This window comes from Streptomyces sp. NPDC031445 (assembly GCF_055581365.1).
In genome coordinates, this window is record NZ_JBVIJO010000006.1 from 142,203 (window position 1) to 164,253 (window position 22,051).

Consider the following 22,051-nt stretch of genomic DNA (forward strand, 5'->3'; position numbering starts at 1 on the left):
GCCAGAACCGGTGCGGTGGGTTGCCTGTGGACAACCCGTTCGGAGTGCTCCGAGGGGCCCGGGAACCCGCGCTGCCGCCCCCTTCGGCCGGCGGCGCACGCGCCACCGGGGGATCCCGCCGAGCCACCACCGGCGAACGACCGGGGAATCGCCGAAGCCGGGCACTCTGCCCCCGGCGCCCGCCCCCGCGCTAAGGTCTGCCGCACAGGGACGTTACTCATGGGTAAGGGGATTCGGCCATGCAGCTCGGGATCAACCTCGGCTACTGGGGTGCCGGAATGGACGGCGACAACCTGGCCGTGGCGCAGGAGGCCGACCGGCTGGGCTACGCGGTGTGCTGGGCCGCCGAGGCCTACGGCTCCGACGCCGCGACCGTGCTCAGCTGGGTCGCCGCCCAGACCGAGCGCATCGACGTCGGCTCGGCCATCTTCCAGATCCCGGCCCGGCAGCCCGCGATGACCGCGATGACCGCGGCCACGCTGGACTCGCTCTCCGGCGGCCGGTTCCGGCTCGGCCTCGGCGTCTCCGGCCCGCAGGTCTCCGAGGGCTGGTACGGCGTCAAGTTCGACAAGCCGCTCGCCCGCACCCGGGAGTACGTGGAGATCGTCCGCAGGGCGATGAGCCGGGAGCGGCTGACGTACGAGGGCGAGCACTGGACGCTGCCGCTGCCGGGCGGACCGGGCAAGCCGATCAAGCTGACCGTGCACCCGCAGCGCGAGCACATCCCGCTCTACATCGCCGCGATCGGCCCGAAGAACCTGGAGCAGACCGGTGAGATCGCCGACGGCGCGCTGCTGATCTTCCCCTCCGCCGAGCACCTGGAGGAGACCACGATCACCCACCTGCGGGCCGGCCGCGAGAAGGCGGGCCTGACGCTCGACGGCTTCGACGTGTGCCCGACCCTGCCGCTCGCGGTCGGCGACGACAAGGACGTGGCCCGGCTCGCGGACACCTTCAGGCCGTACACCGCGCTGTACGTCGGCGGCATGGGCAGCGCCAAGCAGAACTTCTACAACAAGCTCGCGCAGCGCATGGGGTACGAGAAGGAGGCCGCCGAGATCCAGCAGAAGTACCTGTCCGGGGACAAGCAGGGCGCCGCGGCGGCGATCCCGCACGACCTCATCGACAGGACCACGCTGCTGGGCTCGGTCGACCGCATCGCCGACCGGATGAAGGCCTACGCCGCCGCCGGGGTCACCACCCTCAGCCTGGCGCCGGCGGGATTCACGCTGGAGGAGCGGATCGCCTCCCTGCGGGCCGGCAGCGAGGCCCTGGAGCGCGCCGGGCTCGCGTAAGGGATGTCAGCGGCCGTGGTGGGGGCTCGGGGGTCTTCCCCGCCACGGCCGTCACCGAGAACAACGCGCCCGGCCCCGCCCGGTTACGACCGGGCCCCGTACTTCCCCGCCGCCACCACGTCTCCGGCGGTACGCGCCGTGAGCCGCGCCTGGGCGCCCCGCGCCGCGCCTGTTCGCCCGGGCGGCGCTCACAGCCAGCCGCGCCGCTTGAACTGCCGGTACAGCAGCACCTCCAGCACCGCCATCACCAGGATCACCGCCGGGTACGACCACAGCCAGTGCAGCTCGGGCATGTGGTCGAAGTTCATGCCGTAGATGCCCGCGATCATCGTGGGGACCGCCGCCATCGCCGCCCACGCGGAGATCTTCCGCATGTCGTCGTTCTGCCGCACGCTCATCTGCGCCAGATGGGCGGAGAGGATGTCCGACACCAGCCGGTCCAGGGCCTCCACGGACTCGTTCACGCGCATGAGGTGGTCGCCGACGTCCCGGAAGAACGGCCGCGCCTTGTCGTGCACGAAGGGCACCGTGCCGCCCATCGGCCCGTTGCCGGCCAGCCGGGCCAGCGGCAGCGTCAGGGGCCCCGTGGCCCGGCGGAACTCCAGGACCTGCCGCTTGAAGGTGTAGATCCGCGACGCGGTGCTGCGGGAACCGCCGGTCTCCGGCTGGAACACCTCCGCCTCCAGCTCGTCCAGGTCGGTCTGCAGCTCCGTCGCCACCTCCAGGTAGTGGTCGACGGTGGCGTCCGCGATGGCGTACAGCACGGCGGTGGGGCCCTTGTCGAGCATCTCCGGCTCCTCCTCCAGCCGGTGCCGCACCGCCGCCAGCGGAGAGCACTCGCCGTGCCGGACGGTCACCACGAAGCAGTCGCCGATGAACACCATCACCTCGCCGGCGGAGACCGCGTCGCTCTCGGGCTCGTACACGACCGGCTTGAGCACCATGAACAGGGAGTCGTCGTACACCTCCAGCTTGGGCCGCTGATGTGCCTTGAGGGCGTCCTCCACGGCCAGCGGATGCAGCCCGAACTCCTGGGTGACCAGGTCGAACTCCCGCTCGGACGGCTCGTGCAGCCCGATCCACACGAAACCGCCGGCCGCCCGGGCCTCGGCGAGCGCGTCGGACAGGTCCTCCGGTCCCTCGGTCCGGTGCCCGTGCCGGTAGATGGCGCAGTCAACGATCACGCCGCGCATTCTCCCTTCGCCCAGCCGCCGGCGCACACCCGCATGCGCCTACCCTGGTCCGCATGCCCACGCTGATCCTCGTCAGGCACGGACGTTCCACAGCCAACACCTCGGGTGTGCTCGCCGGGCGGGCGCCCGGCGTCGCCCTGGACGAGCGCGGCGCCGCTCAGGCCGCCGCGCTGCCCGCACGGCTCGCCGGCCTGCCGCTCGCCGAGGTCGTCACCAGCCCGCTCCAACGCTGCCAGGAGACCGTACAGCCGCTGCTGGAGGCCCGCCCCGGCCTGCCCGTCCACACCGAGGAGCGGATCGCGGAGTGCGACTACGGCGACTGGTCGGGCCGCAAGCTCGCGGAGCTGAAGGACGAGCCGCTGATGGAGGTCGTCCAGGCCCACCCGTCCGCCGCCGCCTTCCCCGGCGGGGAGTCCATGCGGGCCATGCAGACCCGGGCCGCCGAGGCCGTACGCGAGTGGAACGCGCGCGTGGAGCGCGAGCACGGCGCCGACGCCGTCTACCTGATGTGCTCCCACGGCGACATCATCAAGTCGCTCGTCGCCGACGCCCTCGGTCTTCACCTGGACCTCTTCCAGCGCATCTCCGTGGAGCCCTGCTCCGTCACCGCCATCCGCTACACCCGCCTGCGGCCCTTCCTCGTCCGCCTCGGCGACACCGGGGACTTCGCTTCGCTCGCCCCGCGCGAGGAACCCGGTGAGGGCGACGCACCGGTCGGGGGTGGTGCGGGCGCACCGTGATCGTCGGCCGCAGTAGGGTGAAGCGATCCACCCCGCCGCGTGTCCCCACGGCCCGCACCGCCGAACCGCTCGAAACCACGACATCAATGGAGACAGGACGTGTCCCGTCAGGTGTTCCTCTACGACCAGCCGGACCGCTTCGTGGCCGGCACGGTCGGACTGCCCGGGCGCCGTACCTTCTTCCTCCAGGCCACGGCAGGCCCCCGGGTGACCAGTGTGGTCCTGGAGAAGACCCAGGTCGCCGCGCTCGCCGAGCGCATGGACGAACTGCTCGACGAGGTCGTACGCCGTAGTGGCGGCAGCGCCGCGGTCCCCGCCGTGGCCCCCTCCGAGATCGCCGACACGGCGCCGCTGGAGACCCCCGTCGAGGAGGAGTTCCGCGTCGGCACCATGGCCCTGGCCTGGGACGGCGAGGACCAGCGCATGATCGTCGAGGCGCAGGCCCTGGTGGAGCTGGAGGCCGACACCGAGGAGGACCTGGCCGAGGCCGAGGAGCGGTTGCTCCAGGACGAGGAGAACGGACCCCCGATGCTGCGGGTCCGGCTGACCGGCGCGCAGGCCCGGGCCTTCGCCAAGCGCGCCCTCGACATCGTCAACGCCGGGCGGCCACCGTGCCCGCTGTGCAGCCTCCCGCTCGATCCGGAAGGACACGTATGTCCGCGCCAGAACGGATACCGCCGCGGAGCGTGACGGCCGATCCGAACCCCGCCGAACTGCTCGCGCGGGGCGAGCTGACCGTACGCGGCCGGATCCGCGAGGCGTCCAACGCGGCGTTGTTCTGCACGGTCGCCCTGGACGGCCGGGAAGCCTCCTGCGTGTACAAGCCGGTGGCCGGGGAGCGCCCCCTGTGGGACTTCCCCGACGGCACCCTCGCGGGCCGCGAGGTGGCCGCCTACGAGGTCTCCGAGGCCACCGGCTGGGGGCTCGTACCGCCGACCGTGCTGCGTGACGGGCCGTACGGCGAGGGCATGTGCCAGCTGTGGATCGACGTCCAGCCCGAGGCGGAGCTGCTCGCCCTGGTCGACGGCGAGGAGCCGGAGCCGGGCTGGAAGGCGATCGGGTTCGCCGAGGTCGGCGAGGGGCGCACCGCCCTGCTGGTGCACGCCGACGACGAGCGGCTGCGCCGGCTCGCCGTCCTGGACGCGGTGATCAACAACGCCGACCGCAAGGGCGGCCATCTGCTGCCCACCGCCGGGGGCGGCCTCTACGGCATCGACCACGGCGTCACCTTCAACGTCGAGAACAAGCTGCGCACCCTGCTGTGGGGATGGGCCGGGGAGCCCCTCACCCCGGAGGCCGTCGACGTCCTCAAGGGGCTGCGGGACGGCCTGGGGGGCGAGCTGGGCCGCCGGCTGGCCGCACTGATCACGGCGGCCGAGATCGACGCCACGCGCGCGCGTGTCGACGCGCTGCTCACCGCGGGCGTGCATCCGGAGCCGAGCGGGGAGTGGCCCGCCATCCCCTGGCCGCCCGTGTGAGCACATCCGGCGCCGAGGCACAAGACCGCGGAACCGGCCATCCAGCCGGATCCCATTCGTATCCGCAGCTCGGCGCCGGTTAGGCTCATGTACATGCATGCCTGGCCCGCTTCCGAGGTCCCCGCCCTGCCTGGTCAGGGCCGCGACCTGAGGATCCACGACACCGCGACCGGCGGCCTGGTCACCCTCGACCCCGGTCCCGTCGCCCGCATCTACGTCTGCGGCATCACGCCGTACGACGCGACCCACATGGGTCACGCGGCGACCTACAACGCGTTCGACCTGGTTCAGCGCGTGTGGCTCGACACCAAGCGGCAGGTCCACTACGTCCAGAACGTCACCGACGTCGACGATCCGCTGCTGGAGCGGGCGGACCGGGACGGCGTCGACTGGGTCGCCCTCGCCGAGAAGGAGACCGCCCTCTTCCGCGAGGACATGACCGCCCTGCGGATGCTCCCGCCGCGGCACTACATAGGCGCCGTCGAGGCGATACCCGGCATCGTCCCGCTCGTGGAGCGGCTGCGCGACCTCGGCGCTGCCTACGAGCTGGAGGGTGACGTCTACTTCTCCGTCGAGTCCGACCCGAACTTCGGCAAGGTGTCGAACCTGGACGCCGCCGCCATGCGGCTGCTGTCCGCCGAGCGCGGTGGCGACCCGGACCGGCCGGGCAAGAAGAACCCGGTCGACCCGCTGCTGTGGATGGCGGCCCGGCCCGGCGAGCCCAGCTGGGACGGCGGCTCCCTCGGCCGGGGCCGGCCCGGCTGGCACATCGAGTGCGTGGCCATCGCCCTCGACCACCTCGGGATGGGCTTCGACGTCCAGGGCGGCGGCTCCGACCTCGCCTTCCCGCACCACGAGATGGGCGCCTCGCACGCCCAGGTGCTCACCGGCGAGTTCCCGATGGCCACGGCGTACGTGCACGCCGGCATGGTCGCCCTGGACGGCGAGAAGATGTCGAAGTCCCGGGGCAACCTGGTCTTCGTCTCGGCGCTGCGCCGAGACGGCGTCGACCCGGCCGCGATCCGCCTCGCGCTGCTCTCCCACCACTACCGCGCCGACTGGGAGTGGGCCGACCAGGTCCTCCAGGACGCCGTCGCCCGCCTCGGCCGCTGGCGCGCTGCCGTCTCCCGCCCCGACGGCCCCTCCGCCGACGCGCTGGTGGAAGAGGTCCGCGAGGCACTGGCGAACGACCTGGACGCCCCCGGCGCCCTCGCCGCCGTCGACCGCTGGGCGGCCCGCCAGGAGCAGGAGGGCGGCACCGACACCGGCGCCCCCGGCCTGGTGTCGCGCACGGTGGACGCGCTGCTCGGGGTGGCCCTCTAAGCACCGTCGGGCACGGCGAAGGGGCGGTTCCCGCGCGGGAACCGCCCCTTCGCCGTGCCCTCAGTCGTCCGGGTTGTCCTCGTCCTCGTCCTTGGGCACGCCCCCGGCCGCCGGGGGCCTCGGCTTGCCGCCCGGAGGGCCCACGTCCCGGCGGCGCAGGTACCGCTCGAACTCGCGGGCGATCGCCTCACCGGACGCCTCCGGCAGCTCCGCGGTGTCCCGGGCCTCCTCCAGCGTCTGCACGTACTCGGCGACCTCGCTGTCCTCGGCGGCGAGCTGGTCCACGCCCACCTGCCAGGCCCGCGCGTCCTCGGGCAGCTCGCCCTGCGGGACGCGCAGGTCGAGCAGGTCCTCCAGGCGGTTGAGCAGTGCCAGCGTCGCCTTGGGGTTGGGCGGCTGGGAGACGTAGTGCGGTACGGCCGCCCACAGCGACACCGCCGGGACGCCCGCGTGCGTGCACGCCTCCTGCAGGACGCCGACGATGCCCGTCGGCCCCTCGTACTTGGTCTCCTCCAGGTCCATCCGGCGGGCCAGGTCCGGATCGGACGTGACCCCGCTGACCGGCACCGGACGCGTGTGCGGGGTGTCCCCGAGCAGGGCGCCCAGGATGACCACCAGCTCCACGCCCAGCTCGTGCGCGAAGCCCAGCAGCTCGTTGCAGAACGAACGCCAGCGCATGGACGGTTCGATGCCCCGGACCAGCACCAGGTCGCGCGGCTTGTCACCGCCGACGCGGACCACCGACAACCTCGTCGTCGGCCACGTGATCTTGCGCACACCGCCGTCCATGAACACCGTGGGGCGGTTCACCTGGAAGTCGTAGTAGTCCTCGGCGTCCAGCGCCGCGAACACCTCGCCCTTCCATTCGCGTTCCAGATGCGCGACCGCCGTGGAGGCGGCGTCGCCGGCATCGTTCCAGCCCTCGAACGCGGCCACCATGACTGGGTCGATCAGCTCGGGAACCCCCTCCAGCTCGATCACCCAGTGCCTCCTTCCGACGTGCCCTCGCTTGACTCACCAACCTTACGGCGTCCGGCGGGGGCGCCCGCAGCCCCCTTGCGTGGGGGAGTGAACGGATCACTGCCCCGTTCACCACCGCGGAACACGCGCGAGCAGCCAACTCCCGGAGCCGGCCGCCCGCAGGCTCACAGCGTGGACCGCAGCCACTGCTCCACGCTCGCGATGTGCACGGTCGCCCAGGAGCGCGCCGCCTCCGCGTCCCGGTCGCGCAGCGCGCCCAGGATCGCCCGGTGCTCGCGCAGGGTGCGGCCGACGGCGTCCTCCTGGGTGAGCCCCCGCCAGATCCGGGCCCGCGTGGTGGGCCCCGACAGCCCGTCCAGCAGGGAGCACAGCACCGAGTTCCCGGCGCTCTGCACGATGCCGCGGTGGAACTCCAGGTCGGCCGCGACCAGCTGCTCCACCGACGGCTCCGCGCCCAGCGCGTCCAACTGGGCCTCCAGCGCGTCCAGTCGCCCGGCATCGATCCGGGGGGCCGCCAGCGCGGTCGCGGCCGGCTCCAGGATGCGGCGCACCGCCAGGAACTCCAGCACCGTGTCGTCGCGGTGGAAGTCCACGACGAAGCTCATCGCCTCCAGCAGGAGCTGGGGGTCGAGACTGGTGACGTAGGTGCCGTCGCCCTGCCGTACGTCGAGGATCCGGATCAGCGACAGCGCGCGCACGGCCTCCCGCAGGGAGTTGCGGGACAGGCCCAGCTCGGCGGCGAGCTCGCTCTCCTTCGGCAGCCGGTCGCCCGGGCGCAGCGCACCGGAGACGATCATGCCCTTGATCTTCTCGATCGCCTCGTCGGTGACTGCCACGGCCGGCCTCCTGTCGCCCCAGACATCGGATGTCAGCACATTATGCGGCGGTGCCGGCGGGGCGCGGAGCGTGTTCCGGGGCGCGGAGCGCGTTCCGGGGCGCGGGGAAGCGGAAGGGGCGGCCCCGTCGGCAGGGGCCGCCCCTCGCGGCGCGCCGGATCGTGCGCGCCCGCTCGCTACTTCCCGTCCAGCAGGTCCTGGACCTTGGCGCGGACCTCGTCCGTGGCCAGGCCCCGGATGGTCAGCGTGGTGCGGCGGCGCAGCACGTCGTCCGGCGTCTCGGCCCACTCGTGGTCACGGGCCCAGACGACCTGTGCCCAGATCTCCGGGGCGTCGGGGTGGACGCGCTCGGCCAGCTCCGGGCTCTCGTTCGCCAGGCGGGCGATGTCGAAGGCCAGGGAGCCGTAGTGGGTGGCCAGGTGCCTGGCGGTGTCGGCGGCCATGCGCGGACCCGGGGCCGGGCCGTCGACCAGCAGCCGGTGGGCGACCGCGCGCGGGTTGGCGACACCGGGCAGCGGCAGCTTCTTCGGCAGCGAGGAGATCGGCTCGAAGTCGTCGCCGAGCGGGTGACCCGGCAGCGCCTCCAGCTTCTTCATGATCGTCCGGCCGATGTGGCGGAACGTCGTCCACTTGCCGCCCGCGACGGACAGCATGCCGCCCTTGCCCTCGGTCACCACGGTCTCGCGCTTGGCCTTGGCGGTGTCGCCGGGACCGCCCGGCAGCACCCGCAGACCGGCGAACGCGTAGGTGATGAGGTCGCGCTGGAGCTGCTGGTCCCGGACGGAGAACGCGGCCTCGTCCAGGATCTGGGCTATGTCCTTCTCGTTGACCGCGACGTCCGCGGGGTCGCCCTCGTACTCCTCGTCGGTGGTGCCGAGCAGCAGCATGTCCTCCCAGGGGAGGGCGAAGGTGATGCGGTACTTGTCGATGGGGGTCGCGAGCGCGGCCTTCCACGGAGACGTCCGCTTCAGGACCAGGTGCGCGCCCTTGGACAGACGGATGGACGGCGCCGCGCCCGGGTCCTCCATCCGGCGCAGGTGGTCGACCCAGGGGCCGGTCGCGTTCAGCACCAGGCGGGCGTTGACGCCGAACTCCTCGCCGGACAGCCGGTCCCTGAGGTCGGCGCCGGTGACCCGGCCCCTGGTGAAGCGCAGCCCGGTGACCTCGGCGTGGTTGAGGACGACCGCGCCCGCCTCGACGGCCGCGCGGACCGTCATCAGCGCCATCCGGGCGTCGTTCATCTGGTCGTCGCCGTAGACGGCCACGGCCTTGAGGTTCTCGGTGCGCAGCTCGGGCACGTCCTGCGCCGCCTTGGCGGGGGAGAGCAGGTGGCCGACGCCGTCGCCGAACGCGGAGAGCGCGGAGTAGGCGAAGACGCCCGCGCCGAGCTTCGCCGCGCCGTGCGGGCCGCCCTTGTACACGGGGAGGTAGAAGGTGAGCGGGTTCGCCAGGTGGGGGGCCACCTGGCGGGAGACCGCACGGCGCTCGAAGTGGTTCTCCGCCACCAGCTTCACCGCGCCGGTCTGCAGGTAGCGCAGACCGCCGTGGAGCAGCTTGGAGGAGGCGGAGGAGGTGGCGCCGGCGAAGTCGCCGGCGTCGACCAGCGCCACCCTGAGCCCGGACTGAGCGGCGTGCCAGGCGGTGGAGATGCCCAGGATGCCGCCGCCGATCACAAGAAGGTCGTACGACGCCTTGGCGAGCTGCTCCCTGGTCTCGGCCCGGCTCGGGTTGGAGCCGGAGGCCGGGTGCGTCCCCAGGGCGGGCACGGTCTGCAGGGTGGACTGACTGGTCATGTCGGGTACTTACTCCTCGTCAGAGATGGCTGAGCCGGGAAGGGCCGCTCAGCTCTCGTCTTCGAGCCAGCCCATGGTCCGGTCGACGGCCTTGAGCCAGTTCTTGTACTCACGGTCGCGGGTCTCCGCGTCCATGCGGGGGGTCCACTCGGCGGCCCGGCGCCAGTTGGCGCGCAGGTCGTCGGTGCTGTTCCAGAAGCCGACGGCGAGACCGGCGGCGTAGGCGGCGCCGAGGCAGGTGGTCTCGGCGACCATCGGGCGCACCACCGGTGCGTCGAGGACGTCCGCGAGGGTCTGCATCAGCAGGTTGTTGGCGGTCATGCCGCCGTCGACCTTCAGGGTCACCAGCTCGTCGCCGGAGTCCTTGACCATGGCGTCGGCGATCTCCCGGGTCTGCCAGGCGGTGGCCTCCAGGACGGCGCGCGCGAGGTGCGCCTTGGTCACGTACCGGGTCAGGCCGGCGATCACACCGCGGGCGTCGGAGCGCCAGTGCGGGGCGAACAGGCCGGAGAAGGCCGGCACGAAGTAGGCGCCGCCGTTGTCCTCGACCGAGAGCGCGAGCGTCTCGATCTCGGCCGCGGTGGAGATCAGGCCCATCTGGTCGCGCATCCACTGCACCAGCGAGCCGGTGACGGCGATCGAGCCCTCCAGGGCGTAGACCGTCGGCTCGTCGCCGATCTTGTAGCCGACGGTGGTCAGCAGACCGGCGTAGGAGTTGATGATCTTGCTGCCGGTGTTCATCACCATGAAGGTGCCGGTGCCGTAGGTCGACTTGGTCTCGCCCTCGGAGAAGCAGGTCTGGCCGAACAGGGCCGCCTGCTGGTCGCCGAGCGCGGAGGCGACCGGGATGCCGCCGAGCAGCTCGCCGAGCTTGCCGCCCGTGATCTCGCCGTAGACCTCGGCGGAGGAGCGGATCTCGGGCAGGATCTGCATCGGCACGCCGATGGACTCGCAGATCCTCTCGTCCCACTGCATCGTGTGCAGGTTCATCAGGAGGGTGCGGGAGGCGTTGGTGACGTCGGTGACGTGCTTGCCGCCGTTGACACCGCCGGTCAGGTTCCAGATGACCCAGCTGTCCATGGTGCCGAAGAGGATGTCGCCGGCCTCGGCGCGCTCCTGCAGGCCGTCGACGTGGTCGAGCAGCCAGCGGGCCTTGGGCCCGGCGAAGTAGGAGGCCAGCGGCAGGCCCGTCTCGCGGCGGAAGCGGTCCTGGCCGACGTTGCGGGCCAGCTCCCTGCAGAGCGCGTCGGTGCGGGTGTCCTGCCAGACGATGGCGTTGTGGACGGGCTCGCCGGTGTTCTTGTCCCACAGCACGGTGGTCTCGCGCTGGTTGGTGATGCCGATGGCCTTGATGTCGTCCCGGGTGATGCCGGCCTTGGCGACGGCGCCGGCGACGACTTCCTGGACGTTGGTCCAGATCTCGTTGGCGTTGTGCTCGACCCAGCCCGGCTTGGGGAAGATCTGCTCGTGCTCCTTCTGGTCGACGGAGACGATGCGGCCGTCCCGGTCGAAGACGATGCAGCGAGAGGAGGTCGTGCCCTGGTCGATCGCCGCGATGAAGGGGCCTGCGGTGTGGGCGTCGGTCACTGTGTGCTCCTGGAAGGTCCGTGGTGAGGGGGCTGAACGTACGGCGCGTGCGCGAAGCCTCGGTGCTTGGTCGGGCTTCTCACGAGGCTTCTCAGGCGAAGGCGACGTTGTAGATGCCTGCACCGATGGCGCCGCCGATCAGCGGGCCGACCACCGGGATCCAGGCGTAGCTCCAGTCGGAACCGCCCTTGTTGGGCAGCGGCAGCAGCGCGTGCACGATGCGCGGGCCCAGGTCGCGGGCCGGGTTGATCGCGTAGCCCGTCGGGCCGCCGAGCGACAGACCGATCGACACCACCACGAGCGCGGTGATCAGACCGCCGAGGACGCCGAGGCCGTTGCCCTTGTCGTTCAGGCCCTGGGTGAGGACCGCGAGGATCAGCACCACGGTGCCGATGATCTCCGTGGCGAGGTTCTGCACCACGTTCCGGATCTCCGGACCGGTGGAGAAGATGCCGAGGACGGGGCCGGCGCCCTGCTCCTCGGCCTCGACCGCCTTGGCCGCCGTGGCCTGCGCGCCCGGACCGCCGACGATCTCCTTGTCGGTCAGGTGGGCGTAGAACTGCCCGTAGTAGGCCACCCACACCAGAGCCGCGCCGATCATCGCGCCGAGCAGCTGGCCGGCGAAGTAGGTCGGAACGTTGCTCCAGTCGCCGTCCTTGATGGCGAGGGCGACGGTGACGGCCGGGTTGAGGTGGGCGCCGGACAGCGGTCCGGAGATGTACACGGCCGTCATGACGGCGAAGCCCCACCCGAAGGCGATGGCGAGCCAGCCGGCGTTACGGGCCTTGGAGGCCTTCAGCGTCACGGCGGCGCAGACACCGCCGCCGAGCAGGATGAGTATGGCGGTACCGATGGTCTCGCCGATGAAGATGTCGGAGCTGGACACCCGCGACTCCTTTGTCCTTCGTCCAGGGGTAAGCCGAACCCCGGTCCCAGCGGGGGTTCTGGCGCCCTCGGGGATGAGAGCGATGCCGGCCCTTGGCGTTGTCACACTCTAGCGCGTATTGCCGGAAGGTGTTCGACAATGCCGACCGATGGACGGGAGTCTCGCTTCGGCGTTACACGTGAGTCAAGGGTTCTGTTATCGAAAACAGGATCGTTATTGATCGCTGCGCCTTATCAACGTTCGTGCCCGGACATACGATCTAGCCGTTTTTGCCGATTTCAGGGTAGATCGACGACCGGAACGCCGCCTGGCGTCCCGGTCGTCCCGGTTCTTCCGTTCGTTGCCCGCCCGCGCCCGCGGTCAGAACCGCCCGCCGCCCAGATCGCGGGAGACCGCGCGGGCGCAGTCGCGCACCGCGGCGATCAGCTCCGGGCGCAGCTCGCCCTCCCGGCACAGCCGCTCCACGGCGCCGGTGATGCCGACCGCGCCCACGGGCATCCGGCGCCGGTCGTGGATGGGCGCGGCGATCGATGCCACGCCCTCCCAGGTCTCCTCCACGTCGGCCGCGTACCCACGCGCGCGCGTGACGTCCAGGAGGTGCTCGAAGTCGCCGGCGTCGCACACCGTGCGGTCCGTGAAGGCCTTCCGCTCGGTGTCCAGCGCCTCGCTGTGCGCGACCGGGTCGTACGCGGAGAGCACCTTGCCGAGGGCCGTGGAGTGCAGCGGCTGCATGGCCCCGATCTCCAGCACCTGCCGGCTGTCGTCGGGCCGGAAGACGTGGTGCACGATCAGGACGCCCTGCTGGTGCAGGACGCCCAGGTGCACGCTCTCCCCGCTGGACCTCGCCAGGTCGTCGGTCCACACCAGCGCCCGCGCGCGCAGCTCGTGCACGTCGAGGTAGGTGGTGCCGAGGCGCAGCAGCTCCGCGCCCAGCTGGTAGCGCCCGGAGGCGTCGTCCTGCTCCACGAACCCCTCCTGCTGGAGGGTGCGCAGGATGCCGTGGGCGGTGCCCTTGGCGAGGCCCAGTGACGAGGCGATGTCCGAGAGGCCGAGCCGCCGCTCGCCGCCCGCGAGCAGCCGCAGCATCGCCGCCGCCCGTTCGAGCGACTGGATGTTCCGTGCCATCGCCGTCCTGCCTCCGTCCCCTTCGACCGTGCCGCGGTGCCCAGGCGAAAATCACCGTTCGGCAATGCCGAACACTACCGGTCCATGCCGACCTCCCGCTAACGGTCGGACGGCACCTGTTACATCAGACGTGATCCGTGCGTGGCACGCGAGCCACCGCGTCCGTCTCGTGGACGCCGGTGCCCATCCAAGCCGACTCCCGGTTACTCTGGCGCCGTGCGGCAACCCGGCCGGTCCGGGCAGCCGCATAGCCGACAGCCGTCGCACCCAAGGGAGCCCTTATATGGCCTCGTCGCCAACGTCCCCTTCCGCCGACAGCCGGACCCGTGTGTCCGCGCTCCGCGAGGCGCTCGCCACCCGGGTGGTGGTCGCCGACGGAGCCATGGGCACGATGCTCCAGGCGCAGGAGCCCACCCTCGAGGACTTCGAGAACCTCGAAGGCTGCAACGAGATCCTCAACCTCACCCGCCCCGACATCGTCCGCTCCGTCCACGAGGCGTACTTCGCCGTGGGCGTCGACTGCGTCGAGACCAACACCTTCGGGGCCAACCACGCGGCCATGGCGGAGTACGACATCGCCGACCGGGTCCACGAACTCTCCGAGGCCGGCGCCCGCATCGCCCGGGAGACCGCGGAGGAGTTCTCCGCGCGCGACGGCCGGCCCCGCTGGGTCCTCGGCTCCATCGGCCCCGGCACCAAGCTGCCCACCCTCGGCCACATCGGGTTCACCACCATCCGGGACGGCTTCCAGGCGAACGCCGAGGGCCTGCTCACCGGCGGCGCGGACGCCCTGATCGTCGAGACCACCCAGGACCTGCTCCAGACCAAGGCGTCCGTCCTGGGCGCCCGGCGCGCCATGGAGCGCCTCGGCACCGAGGTCCCCCTGCTCGTCTCGATGGCCTTCGAGACCACCGGCACCATGCTGCTCGGCTCCGAGATCGGCGCCGCGCTCACCGCGCTGGAGCCGCTCGGCATCGACATGATCGGCCTGAACTGCTCGACCGGCCCGGCCGAGATGAGCGAGCACCTGCGCTACCTCACCCGGCACTCCCGCATCCCGCTGCTGTGCATGCCCAACGCCGGCCTGCCCATCCTCACCAAGGACGGCGCCCACTTCCCCCTCGACGCCGAGGGCCTGGCGGACGCCCAGGAGAACTTCGTACGCGACTACGGCCTCTCCCTGATCGGCGGCTGCTGCGGCACCACCCCCGAGCACCTGCGCCAGGTCGTGGAGCGGGTGCGGGACCTGACCCCGCCCGAGCGCGAGCCGCGCCCCGAGCCGGGCGCCGCCTCCCTCTACCAGTCGGTGCCGTTCCGGCAGGACACCTCGTACCTGGCCATCGGCGAACGCACCAACGCCAACGGCTCCAAGAAGTTCCGCGAGGCCATGCTGGAGGGCCGCTGGGACGACTGCGTGGAGATGGCCCGGGAGCAGATCCGCGAGGGCGCCCACATGCTCGACCTGTGCGTCGACTACGTCGGCCGGGACGGCGTCGCCGACATGGAGGAACTGGCCGGCCGCTTCGCCACCGCCTCGACCCTGCCGATCGTCCTGGACTCCACCGAGGTCGACGTCATCAGGGCCGGCCTGGAGAGGCTCGGCGGCCGCGCGGTGATCAACTCCGTGAACTACGAGGACGGCGACGGCCCCGACTCCCGGTTCGCCAAGGTCACGCGGCTGGCGCGGGAGTACGGCGCCGCGCTGATCGCGCTCACCATCGACGAGGAGGGCCAGGCCCGCACCCCCGAGAAGAAGGTGGAGATCGCCGAACGGCTGATCGACGACCTGACCGGGAACTGGGGCATCCGCGAGGAGGACATCCTCATCGACACCCTGACCTTCACCATCTGCACCGGTCAGGAGGAGTCCCGCAAGGACGGCATCGCCACCATCGAGGCCATCCGCGAGCTGAAGCGGCGCCACCCGGCCGTGCAGACCACGCTGGGCCTGTCGAACATCTCCTTCGGCCTCAACCCGGCCGCCCGCATCCTGCTGAACTCCGTCTTCCTGGACGAGTGCGTCAAGGCCGGGCTGGACTCGGCGATCGTGCACGCCTCCAAGATCCTGCCGATCGCCCGGTTCAGCGAGGAAGAGGTCCGCACCGCCCTCGACCTGGTCTACGACCGCCGCGCCGAGGGCTACGACCCCCTCCAGAAGCTCATGCAGCTCTTCGAGGGCGCCACGGCGAAGTCCCTGAAGGCCGGCAAGGCCGAGGAACTGGCCGCGCTGCCCCTGGAGGAGCGGCTCAAGCGCCGCATCATCGACGGCGAGCGCAACGGCCTGGAAGCCGACCTCGACCAGGCGCTCCAGGACCGCCCGGCGCTCGACATCGTCAACGAGACCCTGCTGGACGGCATGAAGGTCGTCGGCGAGCTGTTCGGCTCCGGCCAGATGCAGCTGCCCTTCGTCCTGCAGTCCGCCGAGGTCATGAAGGCCGCCGTCGCCTACCTCGAACCGCACATGGAGAAGTCGGACGCCGAGGGCAAGGGCACGATCGTCCTCGCGACCGTGCGCGGCGACGTGCACGACATCGGCAAGAACCTCGTCGACATCATCCTGTCCAACAACGGCTACAACGTCGTCAACCTGGGCATCAAGCAGCCGGTCTCCGCGATCCTGGAGGCGGCCGAGGAGCACCGGGCCGACGTCATCGGCATGTCCGGGCTCCTGGTGAAGTCCACGGTGATCATGAAGGAGAACCTGGAGGAGCTGAACCAGCGCGGCCTCGCCGCCCGCTTCCCGGTCATCCTCGGCGGCGCCGCCCTCACCCGGGCCTACGTCGAACAGGACCTGCACGAGATCTACGAGGGCGAGGTCCGCTACGCCCGCGACGCCTTCGAGGGCCTGCGCCTGATGGACGCCCTCATCGGCGTCAAGCGGGGCGTGCCCGGGGCGAAGCTGCCCGAGCTCAGGCAGCGCCGGGTGCGGGCCGCCGCCGTGGAGATCGAGGAGCGCCCGCAGGAGGGCCACGTCCGCTCCGACGTCGCCACCGACAACCCGGTCCCCGAGCCGCCCTTCTGGGGCACCCGGGTCGTCAAGGGCATCCAGCTCAAGGAGTACGCGAGCTGGCTGGACGAGGGCGCGCTGTTCAAGGGCCAGTGGGGCCTGAAGCAGGCCCGCACCGGCGAGGGCCCGACGTACGAGGAACTGGTCGAGACCGAGGGCCGGCCCCGGCTGCGCGGCCTGCTCGACCGCCTCCAGACCGAGAACCTCCTGGAGGCGGCCGTCGTCCACGGCTACTTCCCGTGCGTGTCCAAGGACGACGACCTGATCATCCTGGACGAGCAGGGCAACGAGCGCACCCGCTTCACCTTCCCGCGCCAGCGGCGCGGCCGGCGCCTGTGCCTGGCCGACTTCTTCCGCCCGGAGGAGTCCGGCGAGACGGACGTCGTCGGCTTCCAGGTCGTCACCGTCGGCTCGCGCATCGGCGCCGAGACGGCGAAGCTCTTCGAGGCCAACGCCTACCGCGACTACCTGGAGCTGCACGGACTGTCCGTCCAGCTGGCCGAGGCCCTCGCCGAGTACTGGCACGCCCGCGTGCGCGCCGAGCTCGGCTTCGGCGGCGAGGACCCGGCCGCCATCGAGGACATGTTCGACCTGAAGTACCGGGGCGCCCGCTTCTCCCTCGGCTACGGCGCCTGCCCCGACCTGGAGGACCGCGCCAAGATCGCCGAACTGCTCGGGCCGGAGCGGATCGGCGTCCACCTGTCGGAGGAGTTCCAGCTCCACCCGGAGCAGTCCACGGACGCGATCGTGATCCACCACCCGGAGGCGAAGTACTTCAACGCACGCTGAGGCGTGTCCCACCCAGCAGACTGATCGGACACGTCGTACACTGGTCGGTCCACCGCAGGCCGGTTCCCCGCACGGGAACCGGCCTGGTCGTCCCTCAAGGAGGTGCGCCCGGATGACCAGTACGGTCCCCGCGCTCGGAACCCGTACAGCCGAAGGCTCCGCCCTGCAGGCGGTGCTGCTCGACATGGACGGCACCCTGGTGGACACAGAGGGCTTCTGGTGGGACGTCGAGGTGGCGGTCTTCGCCGCCCTCGGCCACACCCTGGACGAGTCCTGGCGGCACGTCGTGGTCGGCGGCCCCATGACCCGCAGCGCCGGCTTCCTCATCGAGGCGACCGGCGCCGACATCACCCTCGCGGAACTCAGCGTGCTGCTCAACGAGGGCTTCGAGGACCGGATCGGGCGCACACTGCCGCTGATGCCGGGCGCCTCCCGGCTGCTCGCCGAACTGCACCTGCACGGCATCCCCACGGCCCTGGTCTCCGCCTCCCACCGGCGCATCATCGACCGGGTGCTCACCGTGCTCGGGCCGCACCACTTCGCCCTCTCCATCGCCGGCGACGAGGTCTCCCGCACCAAGCCCTTCCCGGACCCGTACCTGCTCGCCGCCGCCGGACTCGGTGCGGATCCGGCCAGATGCGCGGTGGTCGAGGACACCGCCACCGGCGTCGCCGCCGCCGAGGCCGCGGGCTGCCGCGTGGTCGCCGTCCCCTCCGTGGCCCCCATCGGCCCGGCCGAGGGGCGCACCGTCGTCTCCTCCCTGGAAGAGGTCGACCTGGCATTTCTGCGGGGCCTGATGACGGAAATGCGCTAGCCGTTCACCCAGCGTGTTAAGTCCATTGACGACTGTGGACACATTTCCGGGGAAGTACACCCGAGGGGAATTCGCCGACGGCGGAGCGGCCGAATTCCGCTGACTGACCGCACAGTTGGCTGTGTGACGTTCCCCACGTCGGCTGGGCTCGACAACGTGGGCCAAGTGTGCTGACCGGGCCCGTCCCGGGTGTTTCCGCGCGACCTTGTGTCCCGATTGATGGGAAGCTGCACTAATCCTGCCGCTGTCGGGTTTTCGGTGTGTCCGCGGCCGGTTCCACTGCGTGATGGGGGGTCAACTCACGCGGCTGCGAACCCGGCTGCGGGCGCGGACTAATCTCGTCGCGAGAACATCGCCGAGAACCCCCGTGATCCGCCGCCTCACCCCTGCATGCCGGATACACGGACCCGAACAGCTCTGGAGAAACTCCCGCATGAACCGCAAGACTTTGGTGCTGCCGGCGCTGGCCGGCCTGCTCACCCCGGTTCTCGCCGCGTGCGGCGGAACCGACAGCGGGAGCAAGAGCGGTGACGCCATCGTCGTCGGTACCACGGACCAGTTCACGGCCACCAAGGACGCCCCGGCGCCGCTCGACCCGGCCTTCGCCTACGACGTCGGCACCTGGAACATCCTGCGCCAGTCCGTGCAGACCCTGATGGCCCAGCCCAAGGGCGAGGGCGACCCCGTCCCGGACGCCGCCGAGAGCTGCTCCTTCACCGACAGCGGCAGCGAGCGCTACGCCTGCAAGCTGCGGGAGGGCCTGAAGTTCGCGAACGGCGACCCGGTGACCGCCGCGGACGTCAAGTACTCCATCGAGCGTGCCCTGCGCATCAACGTGGCCGGCGGCCCGGCCGCCCTGCTGAACACCATCGACACCGTCGAGACGCAGGGCGAGCGCGAGGTCATCTTCCACCTCAAGACGGCCGACGCCACCTTCCCGTACAAGCTGTCCACTCCGGTCGCGGGCATCGTCAACCCGAAGGACTACGCGAAGGACAAGCTGCGGGACGGCTTCGAGATCGACGGTTCCGGCCCGTACACCTTCAAGGCCGACGTCAAGGACAACGCGATCGTCGACGCGACCTTCACCAAGAACCCCAACTACAAGGGCAGCGCGACGGTCAACAACGACAAGGTCGAGCTGCGCTCCTTCGCCGACGCCGACGCCATGGGCGCCGCGATCGACAAGGGTGACATCGACGTCATGACCCGCGCCATGTCGCCCGCGCAGATCCAGAAGCTGGACGCCGGCACCGACGGGAACGTCGACCTGGTCGACATGCCCGGCCTGGAGATCCGCTACCTGGCCTTCAACACCGACGCCGACAGCGTCAAGTCCAAGGCCGTGCGCCAGGCCATGGCCCAGCTCATCAACCGCGGCGAGCTGGTCTCCAAGGTCTACGGCACCCAGGCCGAGCCGCTGTACTCGCTCGTCCCGGCCACCGTCACCGGCCACTCCAACTCCTTCTTCAACAAGTACGGCAACCCCAGCGTCGACAAGGCCAAGTCGCTGCTCACCAAGGCCGGCATCACCACCCCGGTGAAGTTCACCCTGCACTACACCACCGACCACTACGGCTCGGCCACCAAGCAGGAGTTCGAGGTGCTGCAGAAGCAGCTCAACGACAGCGGCCTGTTCGACGTCTCCATCCAGGGCGCCCCCTGGAAGACCTTCCGGCCCGCCGAGCAGAAGGGCCAGTACGACGTCTACGGCATGGGCTGGTTCCCGGACTTCCCGGACGCCGACAGCTTCATCGCGCCCTTCCTGGACAAGGACAACACCCTCGGCTCGCCGTACAACAACGCCACCATCCGGCACACGCTGATCCCGCAGTCCCGCCGCGAGGCCGACCGCCTCAGCGCCTCCAAGAGCCTGAACCAGATCCAGGACATCGTCGCCGAGGACGTCCCGGTCCTGCCGCTGTGGCAGGGCAAGCAGTACGTCGCCGCGCGGGACGACGTCACGGGCGTGGCCTACGCCCTCAACTCCTCCTCGACGCTCCAGCTCTGGGAGCTCAGCCGCGGTGTGAGCGGCTGACACGAGGGCTGACGCCCGGTCACGGCAAAGGCGCCCTTCCCCACCGGGGGAGGGCGCCCTTCGGCGTCGTACCGCTGCTTCCCGTCCTACTGCGCGCCGGGACGCACCAGGCCGCTCTCGTAGGCGTACACCGCGGCCTGCACCCGGTCCCTGAGCCCCAGCTTGGTGAGCACATGGCCCACATGCGTCTTCACGGTCGTCTCGCTGACGAACAGGTCGGCCGCGATCTCCGCGTTGGACAGCCCGCGCGCCACCAGCTTCAGGACCTCCACCTCGCGGTCGGTGAGGGTGTGCAGGGTGTCCGGCACCGGCTCCTCGCCGGACGGCAGGTGCGTGGCGTACTTGTCGAGCAGCCGCCGGGTGATGCTCGGCGCGAGCATGGCCTCGCCGGCCGCGACCACCCGGATCGCCTGCACCAGCTCGTTGGCGGGCGCGTCCTTGAGCAGGAAGCCGCTGGCCCCCGCACGCAGCGCCTCCACCACGTACTCGTCCAGGTCGAACGTGGTCAGCACCAGCACCTTGGCCGGGCCGTCCCGGCCGGGCCCGGTGATCTGCCGGGTGGCCTCCACACCGTCCATGCGCGGCATCCGGATGTCCATGAGCACCACATCCGGCTGCAGCGCGCGCACCTGGTCGAGGGCCTGCAGGCCGTCACCGGCCTCGCCGACGACCGCGATGTCCTGCTCGGCCTCCAGGATCATCCGGAAACCGGTGCGCAGCAGGGGCTGGTCGTCGACCAGTAGGACGCGGATGGCCACGTGACACTCCTTCGCTAGTCCGGGCCCATTCTGCCCTGCCGGTGTCCGCGGGCTCACACGGTCCCAGGCCCCGGCGCCGTGACCGGCAGCGGGTAGGGCGGGGGAGTGCCGCCGAACTCCGGGCAGTGCGCCCGGTGGTCGCACCAGCCGCACAGTTTGGTGGGCCGGGGCCGCCAGTCGCCGCTCCGGGTGGCCTGCTCGATGGCCTCCCACAGCGCGTGCAGCTTGCGCTCCACCCGCTCCAGGTCGGCGAGGACGGGGTCGTACGTCAGCACGTCCCCGCTGCCCAGGTAGACGAGCTGGAGCCGCCGCGGCACGACCCGCTTCAGCCGCCACACCACCAGGGCGTAGAACTTCATCTGGAACAGCGCGCCCTCGGCGTACTCGGGCCGGGGCGCCTTGCCCGTCTTGTAGTCGACGATCCGCACCTCGCCGGTCGGCGCCACGTCCACCCGGTCGATGATCCCGCGCAGCCGCAGCCCCGACTCCAGCTCGGCCTCCACGAACAGCTCGCGCTCGGCCGGCTCCAGCCGCGTGGGGTCCTCCAGCGTGAACCAGCGCTCCACGAGCCGCTCGGCCTCGGCCAGCCATCCGGCCAGCCGCTCGCCCTCGGGGTCGTCGGCGAACAGCTCGGTCACCTCCGGGCGGCTCTCGCGCAGCCGGTCCCACTGGCCCGGGATCAGCGCCTTGGCGCGCGGCGCCGTCCGTTCCCCGGCGGGCGCGTCGAACAGCCGCTCCAGCACCGCGTGCACCAGCGTGCCCCGCGTCGCCGCCTCGCTCGGCTTCTCCGGCAGCCGGTCGATCACCCGGAACCGGTACAGCAACGGGCACTGCATGAAGTCACCGGCCCGGGAGGGCGACAAGGAGGTCGGCGCGACGGGGCCCCGCTCCTCGCCCGTGCCGCTCGTGCCGTCCGTGGCCGGGGGCGGGACCGGGGCCGTCGGCGGCGCCGCTTGGCCTGCTGCTTCCCCTGCCGGTTCCGTGGCCGCGGGCATCGCGGGGTCCGGCGCCGGGAGCGGGGTGGCCGGGGGCGTCCGTCCGGCGCCGCCCGGCTGGGCCGCCGCCTCGTCGATGCTGCTGTCCATGTCCACAGACCTTACGGCCCACCACTGACAGTGACCCAGCCGCCGCCCGCGCCGGCCGCGCGTTGCCGGGGCGAACACAGGGTGCCGGGGCGGAACGTGCCACCACCGCCGCATACCATCGACTGGAGACCCTTCCGTCCGGCAGGTGCGGAAGGACGCTTCGAACGAGGGGACACCGTGGACGTGAGCGGCGGGAGCGGGCAGCCGCGGTCGGGCAACGACGAGCCGGCCGAGCACTCCGCTGACCCTACGGCCCCGGCGACCGGCCCCACCGGCCACCCGGGCCCGGAGCCCGGACCCCCGCGCCCCGCCGACCGGGCCGA

The 22,051-nt window shown here is 71.4% G+C and carries 17 protein-coding genes; 8 read left to right on the forward strand and 9 right to left on the reverse strand.

Annotated features, from left to right (window positions below; all coding sequences use genetic code 11):
- Positions 1 to 239 precede the first annotated feature (239 nt).
- Entirely contained in the window at positions 240 to 1,295 is a 1,056-nt protein-coding gene (locus ACZ5DC_RS17965) for an LLM class F420-dependent oxidoreductase (RefSeq protein WP_468653763.1), read from the forward strand.
- A gap of 188 nt (positions 1,296 to 1,483) precedes the next feature.
- Here the strand turns inward: ACZ5DC_RS17965 and corA are convergent, their stop codons facing one another.
- A complete protein-coding gene (gene corA / locus ACZ5DC_RS17970; protein ID WP_366750738.1) occupies positions 1,484 to 2,479 on the reverse strand; it encodes a magnesium/cobalt transporter CorA in 996 nt (331 codons plus the stop codon).
- A 62-nt stretch (positions 2,480 to 2,541) separates the two neighbouring features.
- On the opposite strand from corA, the gene ACZ5DC_RS17975 reads away from it, so the two are divergent.
- The 4 genes from ACZ5DC_RS17975 (at position 2,542) to mshC (ending at position 6,029) form a co-directional block, all read left to right on the forward strand.
- The gene (locus tag ACZ5DC_RS17975) at positions 2,542 to 3,228 is read left to right on the forward strand and encodes a histidine phosphatase family protein (protein WP_468653765.1); all 687 of its coding nucleotides are present in this window, start codon (positions 2,542 to 2,544) and stop codon (positions 3,226 to 3,228) included.
- 99 nt (positions 3,229 to 3,327) lie between these two features.
- Positions 3,328 to 3,918 carry a DUF3090 domain-containing protein gene (locus ACZ5DC_RS17980; protein WP_366761227.1) on the forward strand — a complete coding sequence of 197 codons (591 nt, stop codon included), beginning with the start codon at positions 3,328 to 3,330 and terminating at the stop codon, positions 3,916 to 3,918.
- A complete protein-coding gene (locus ACZ5DC_RS17985) occupies positions 3,882 to 4,706 on the forward strand; it encodes an SCO1664 family protein (protein ID WP_366750741.1) in 825 nt (274 codons plus the stop codon). Before ACZ5DC_RS17980 ends, ACZ5DC_RS17985 begins: the two co-directional genes overlap by 37 nt.
- Positions 4,707 to 4,799: 93 nt before the next feature.
- Positions 4,800 to 6,029 carry a cysteine--1-D-myo-inosityl 2-amino-2-deoxy-alpha-D-glucopyranoside ligase gene (mshC, locus tag ACZ5DC_RS17990; protein ID WP_468653768.1) on the forward strand — a complete coding sequence of 410 codons (1,230 nt, stop codon included), beginning with the start codon at positions 4,800 to 4,802 and terminating at the stop codon, positions 6,027 to 6,029.
- A 60-nt stretch (positions 6,030 to 6,089) separates the two neighbouring features.
- On the opposite strand, the gene ACZ5DC_RS17995 is transcribed toward mshC, so the two are convergent.
- The 6 genes from ACZ5DC_RS17995 to ACZ5DC_RS18020 all read right to left on the reverse strand — a co-directional run bounded on the left by ACZ5DC_RS17995 (position 6,090) and on the right by ACZ5DC_RS18020 (position 13,237).
- Positions 6,090 to 7,010, reverse strand: coding sequence for a PAC2 family protein (locus tag ACZ5DC_RS17995; protein WP_468653770.1), 921 nt, complete (start codon positions 7,008 to 7,010; stop codon positions 6,090 to 6,092).
- 164 nt (positions 7,011 to 7,174) lie between these two features.
- Positions 7,175 to 7,846 carry a FadR/GntR family transcriptional regulator gene (locus ACZ5DC_RS18000; protein WP_468653772.1) on the reverse strand — a complete coding sequence of 224 codons (672 nt, stop codon included), beginning with the start codon at positions 7,844 to 7,846 and terminating at the stop codon, positions 7,175 to 7,177.
- A 176-nt stretch (positions 7,847 to 8,022) separates the two neighbouring features.
- Entirely contained in the window at positions 8,023 to 9,639 is a 1,617-nt protein-coding gene (locus ACZ5DC_RS18005; protein ID WP_468653774.1) for a glycerol-3-phosphate dehydrogenase/oxidase, read from the reverse strand.
- 48 nt (positions 9,640 to 9,687) lie between these two features.
- Positions 9,688 to 11,226 (reverse strand): glycerol kinase GlpK, encoded by a 1,539-nt coding sequence (glpK, locus tag ACZ5DC_RS18010; protein ID WP_468653776.1) that lies wholly within the window; start codon positions 11,224 to 11,226, stop codon positions 9,688 to 9,690.
- Positions 11,227 to 11,317: 91 nt separating this feature from the next.
- Positions 11,318 to 12,112, reverse strand: coding sequence for an MIP/aquaporin family protein (locus ACZ5DC_RS18015; protein ID WP_366750747.1), 795 nt, complete (start codon positions 12,110 to 12,112; stop codon positions 11,318 to 11,320).
- A 360-nt stretch (positions 12,113 to 12,472) separates the two neighbouring features.
- On the reverse strand, positions 12,473 to 13,237 hold the full coding sequence (locus ACZ5DC_RS18020; protein ID WP_366750748.1) for an IclR family transcriptional regulator: 765 nt from the start codon (positions 13,235 to 13,237) through the stop codon (positions 12,473 to 12,475).
- Positions 13,238 to 13,520: 283 nt separating this feature from the next.
- Between ACZ5DC_RS18020 and metH the strand changes: the two genes are divergently transcribed.
- The 3 genes from metH (at position 13,521) to ACZ5DC_RS18035 (ending at position 19,885) form a co-directional block, all read left to right on the forward strand.
- A complete protein-coding gene (metH, locus tag ACZ5DC_RS18025) occupies positions 13,521 to 17,033 on the forward strand; it encodes a methionine synthase (protein ID WP_468653779.1) in 3,513 nt (1,170 codons plus the stop codon).
- Between the two features lie 112 nt (positions 17,034 to 17,145).
- Positions 17,146 to 17,847, forward strand: coding sequence for an HAD family hydrolase (locus tag ACZ5DC_RS18030; protein WP_366750750.1), 702 nt, complete (start codon positions 17,146 to 17,148; stop codon positions 17,845 to 17,847).
- A gap of 433 nt (positions 17,848 to 18,280) precedes the next feature.
- Positions 18,281 to 19,885, forward strand: coding sequence for an ABC transporter substrate-binding protein (locus ACZ5DC_RS18035; RefSeq protein ID WP_468653781.1), 1,605 nt, complete (start codon positions 18,281 to 18,283; stop codon positions 19,883 to 19,885).
- Positions 19,886 to 19,971: 86 nt separating this feature from the next.
- Here ACZ5DC_RS18035 and ACZ5DC_RS18040 read toward each other — a convergent pair whose 3' ends face one another.
- Together ACZ5DC_RS18040 and ACZ5DC_RS18045 are read right to left on the reverse strand one after the other, a co-directional pair.
- Complete coding sequence (locus ACZ5DC_RS18040; RefSeq protein ID WP_014671700.1) at positions 19,972 to 20,643, reverse strand: response regulator; 672 nt, start codon at positions 20,641 to 20,643, stop codon at positions 19,972 to 19,974.
- A 53-nt stretch (positions 20,644 to 20,696) separates the two neighbouring features.
- A complete protein-coding gene (locus tag ACZ5DC_RS18045) occupies positions 20,697 to 21,728 on the reverse strand; it encodes a RecB family exonuclease (RefSeq protein WP_468653783.1) in 1,032 nt (343 codons plus the stop codon).
- Positions 21,729 to 22,051: the final 323 nt, after the last annotated feature.

Bases quoted from the DNA above. Each gene is read 5' to 3' on its own strand.
- ACZ5DC_RS17965 (WP_468653763.1), top strand. From the start codon at position 240: ATGCAGCTCGGGATCAACCTCGGCTACTGGGGTGCCGGAATGGACGGC.
- mshC (WP_468653768.1), top strand. From the start codon at position 4,800: ATGCATGCCTGGCCCGCTTCCGAGGTCCCCGCCCTGCCTGGTCAGGGC.
- ACZ5DC_RS18030 (WP_366750750.1), top strand. From the start codon at position 17,146: ATGACCAGTACGGTCCCCGCGCTCGGAACCCGTACAGCCGAAGGCTCC.
- ACZ5DC_RS18035 (WP_468653781.1), top strand. From the start codon at position 18,281: ATGAACCGCAAGACTTTGGTGCTGCCGGCGCTGGCCGGCCTGCTCACC.
- ACZ5DC_RS18045 (WP_468653783.1), bottom strand. From the start codon at position 21,728: ATGGACAGCAGCATCGACGAGGCGGCGGCCCAGCCGGGCGGCGCCGGA.
- ACZ5DC_RS17975 (WP_468653765.1), top strand. From the start codon at position 2,542: ATGCCCACGCTGATCCTCGTCAGGCACGGACGTTCCACAGCCAACACC.
- ACZ5DC_RS18020 (WP_366750748.1), bottom strand. From the start codon at position 13,237: ATGGCACGGAACATCCAGTCGCTCGAACGGGCGGCGGCGATGCTGCGG.
- ACZ5DC_RS18005 (WP_468653774.1), bottom strand. From the start codon at position 9,639: ATGACCAGTCAGTCCACCCTGCAGACCGTGCCCGCCCTGGGGACGCAC.
- metH (WP_468653779.1), top strand. From the start codon at position 13,521: ATGGCCTCGTCGCCAACGTCCCCTTCCGCCGACAGCCGGACCCGTGTG.
- ACZ5DC_RS17985 (WP_366750741.1), top strand. From the start codon at position 3,882: ATGTCCGCGCCAGAACGGATACCGCCGCGGAGCGTGACGGCCGATCCG.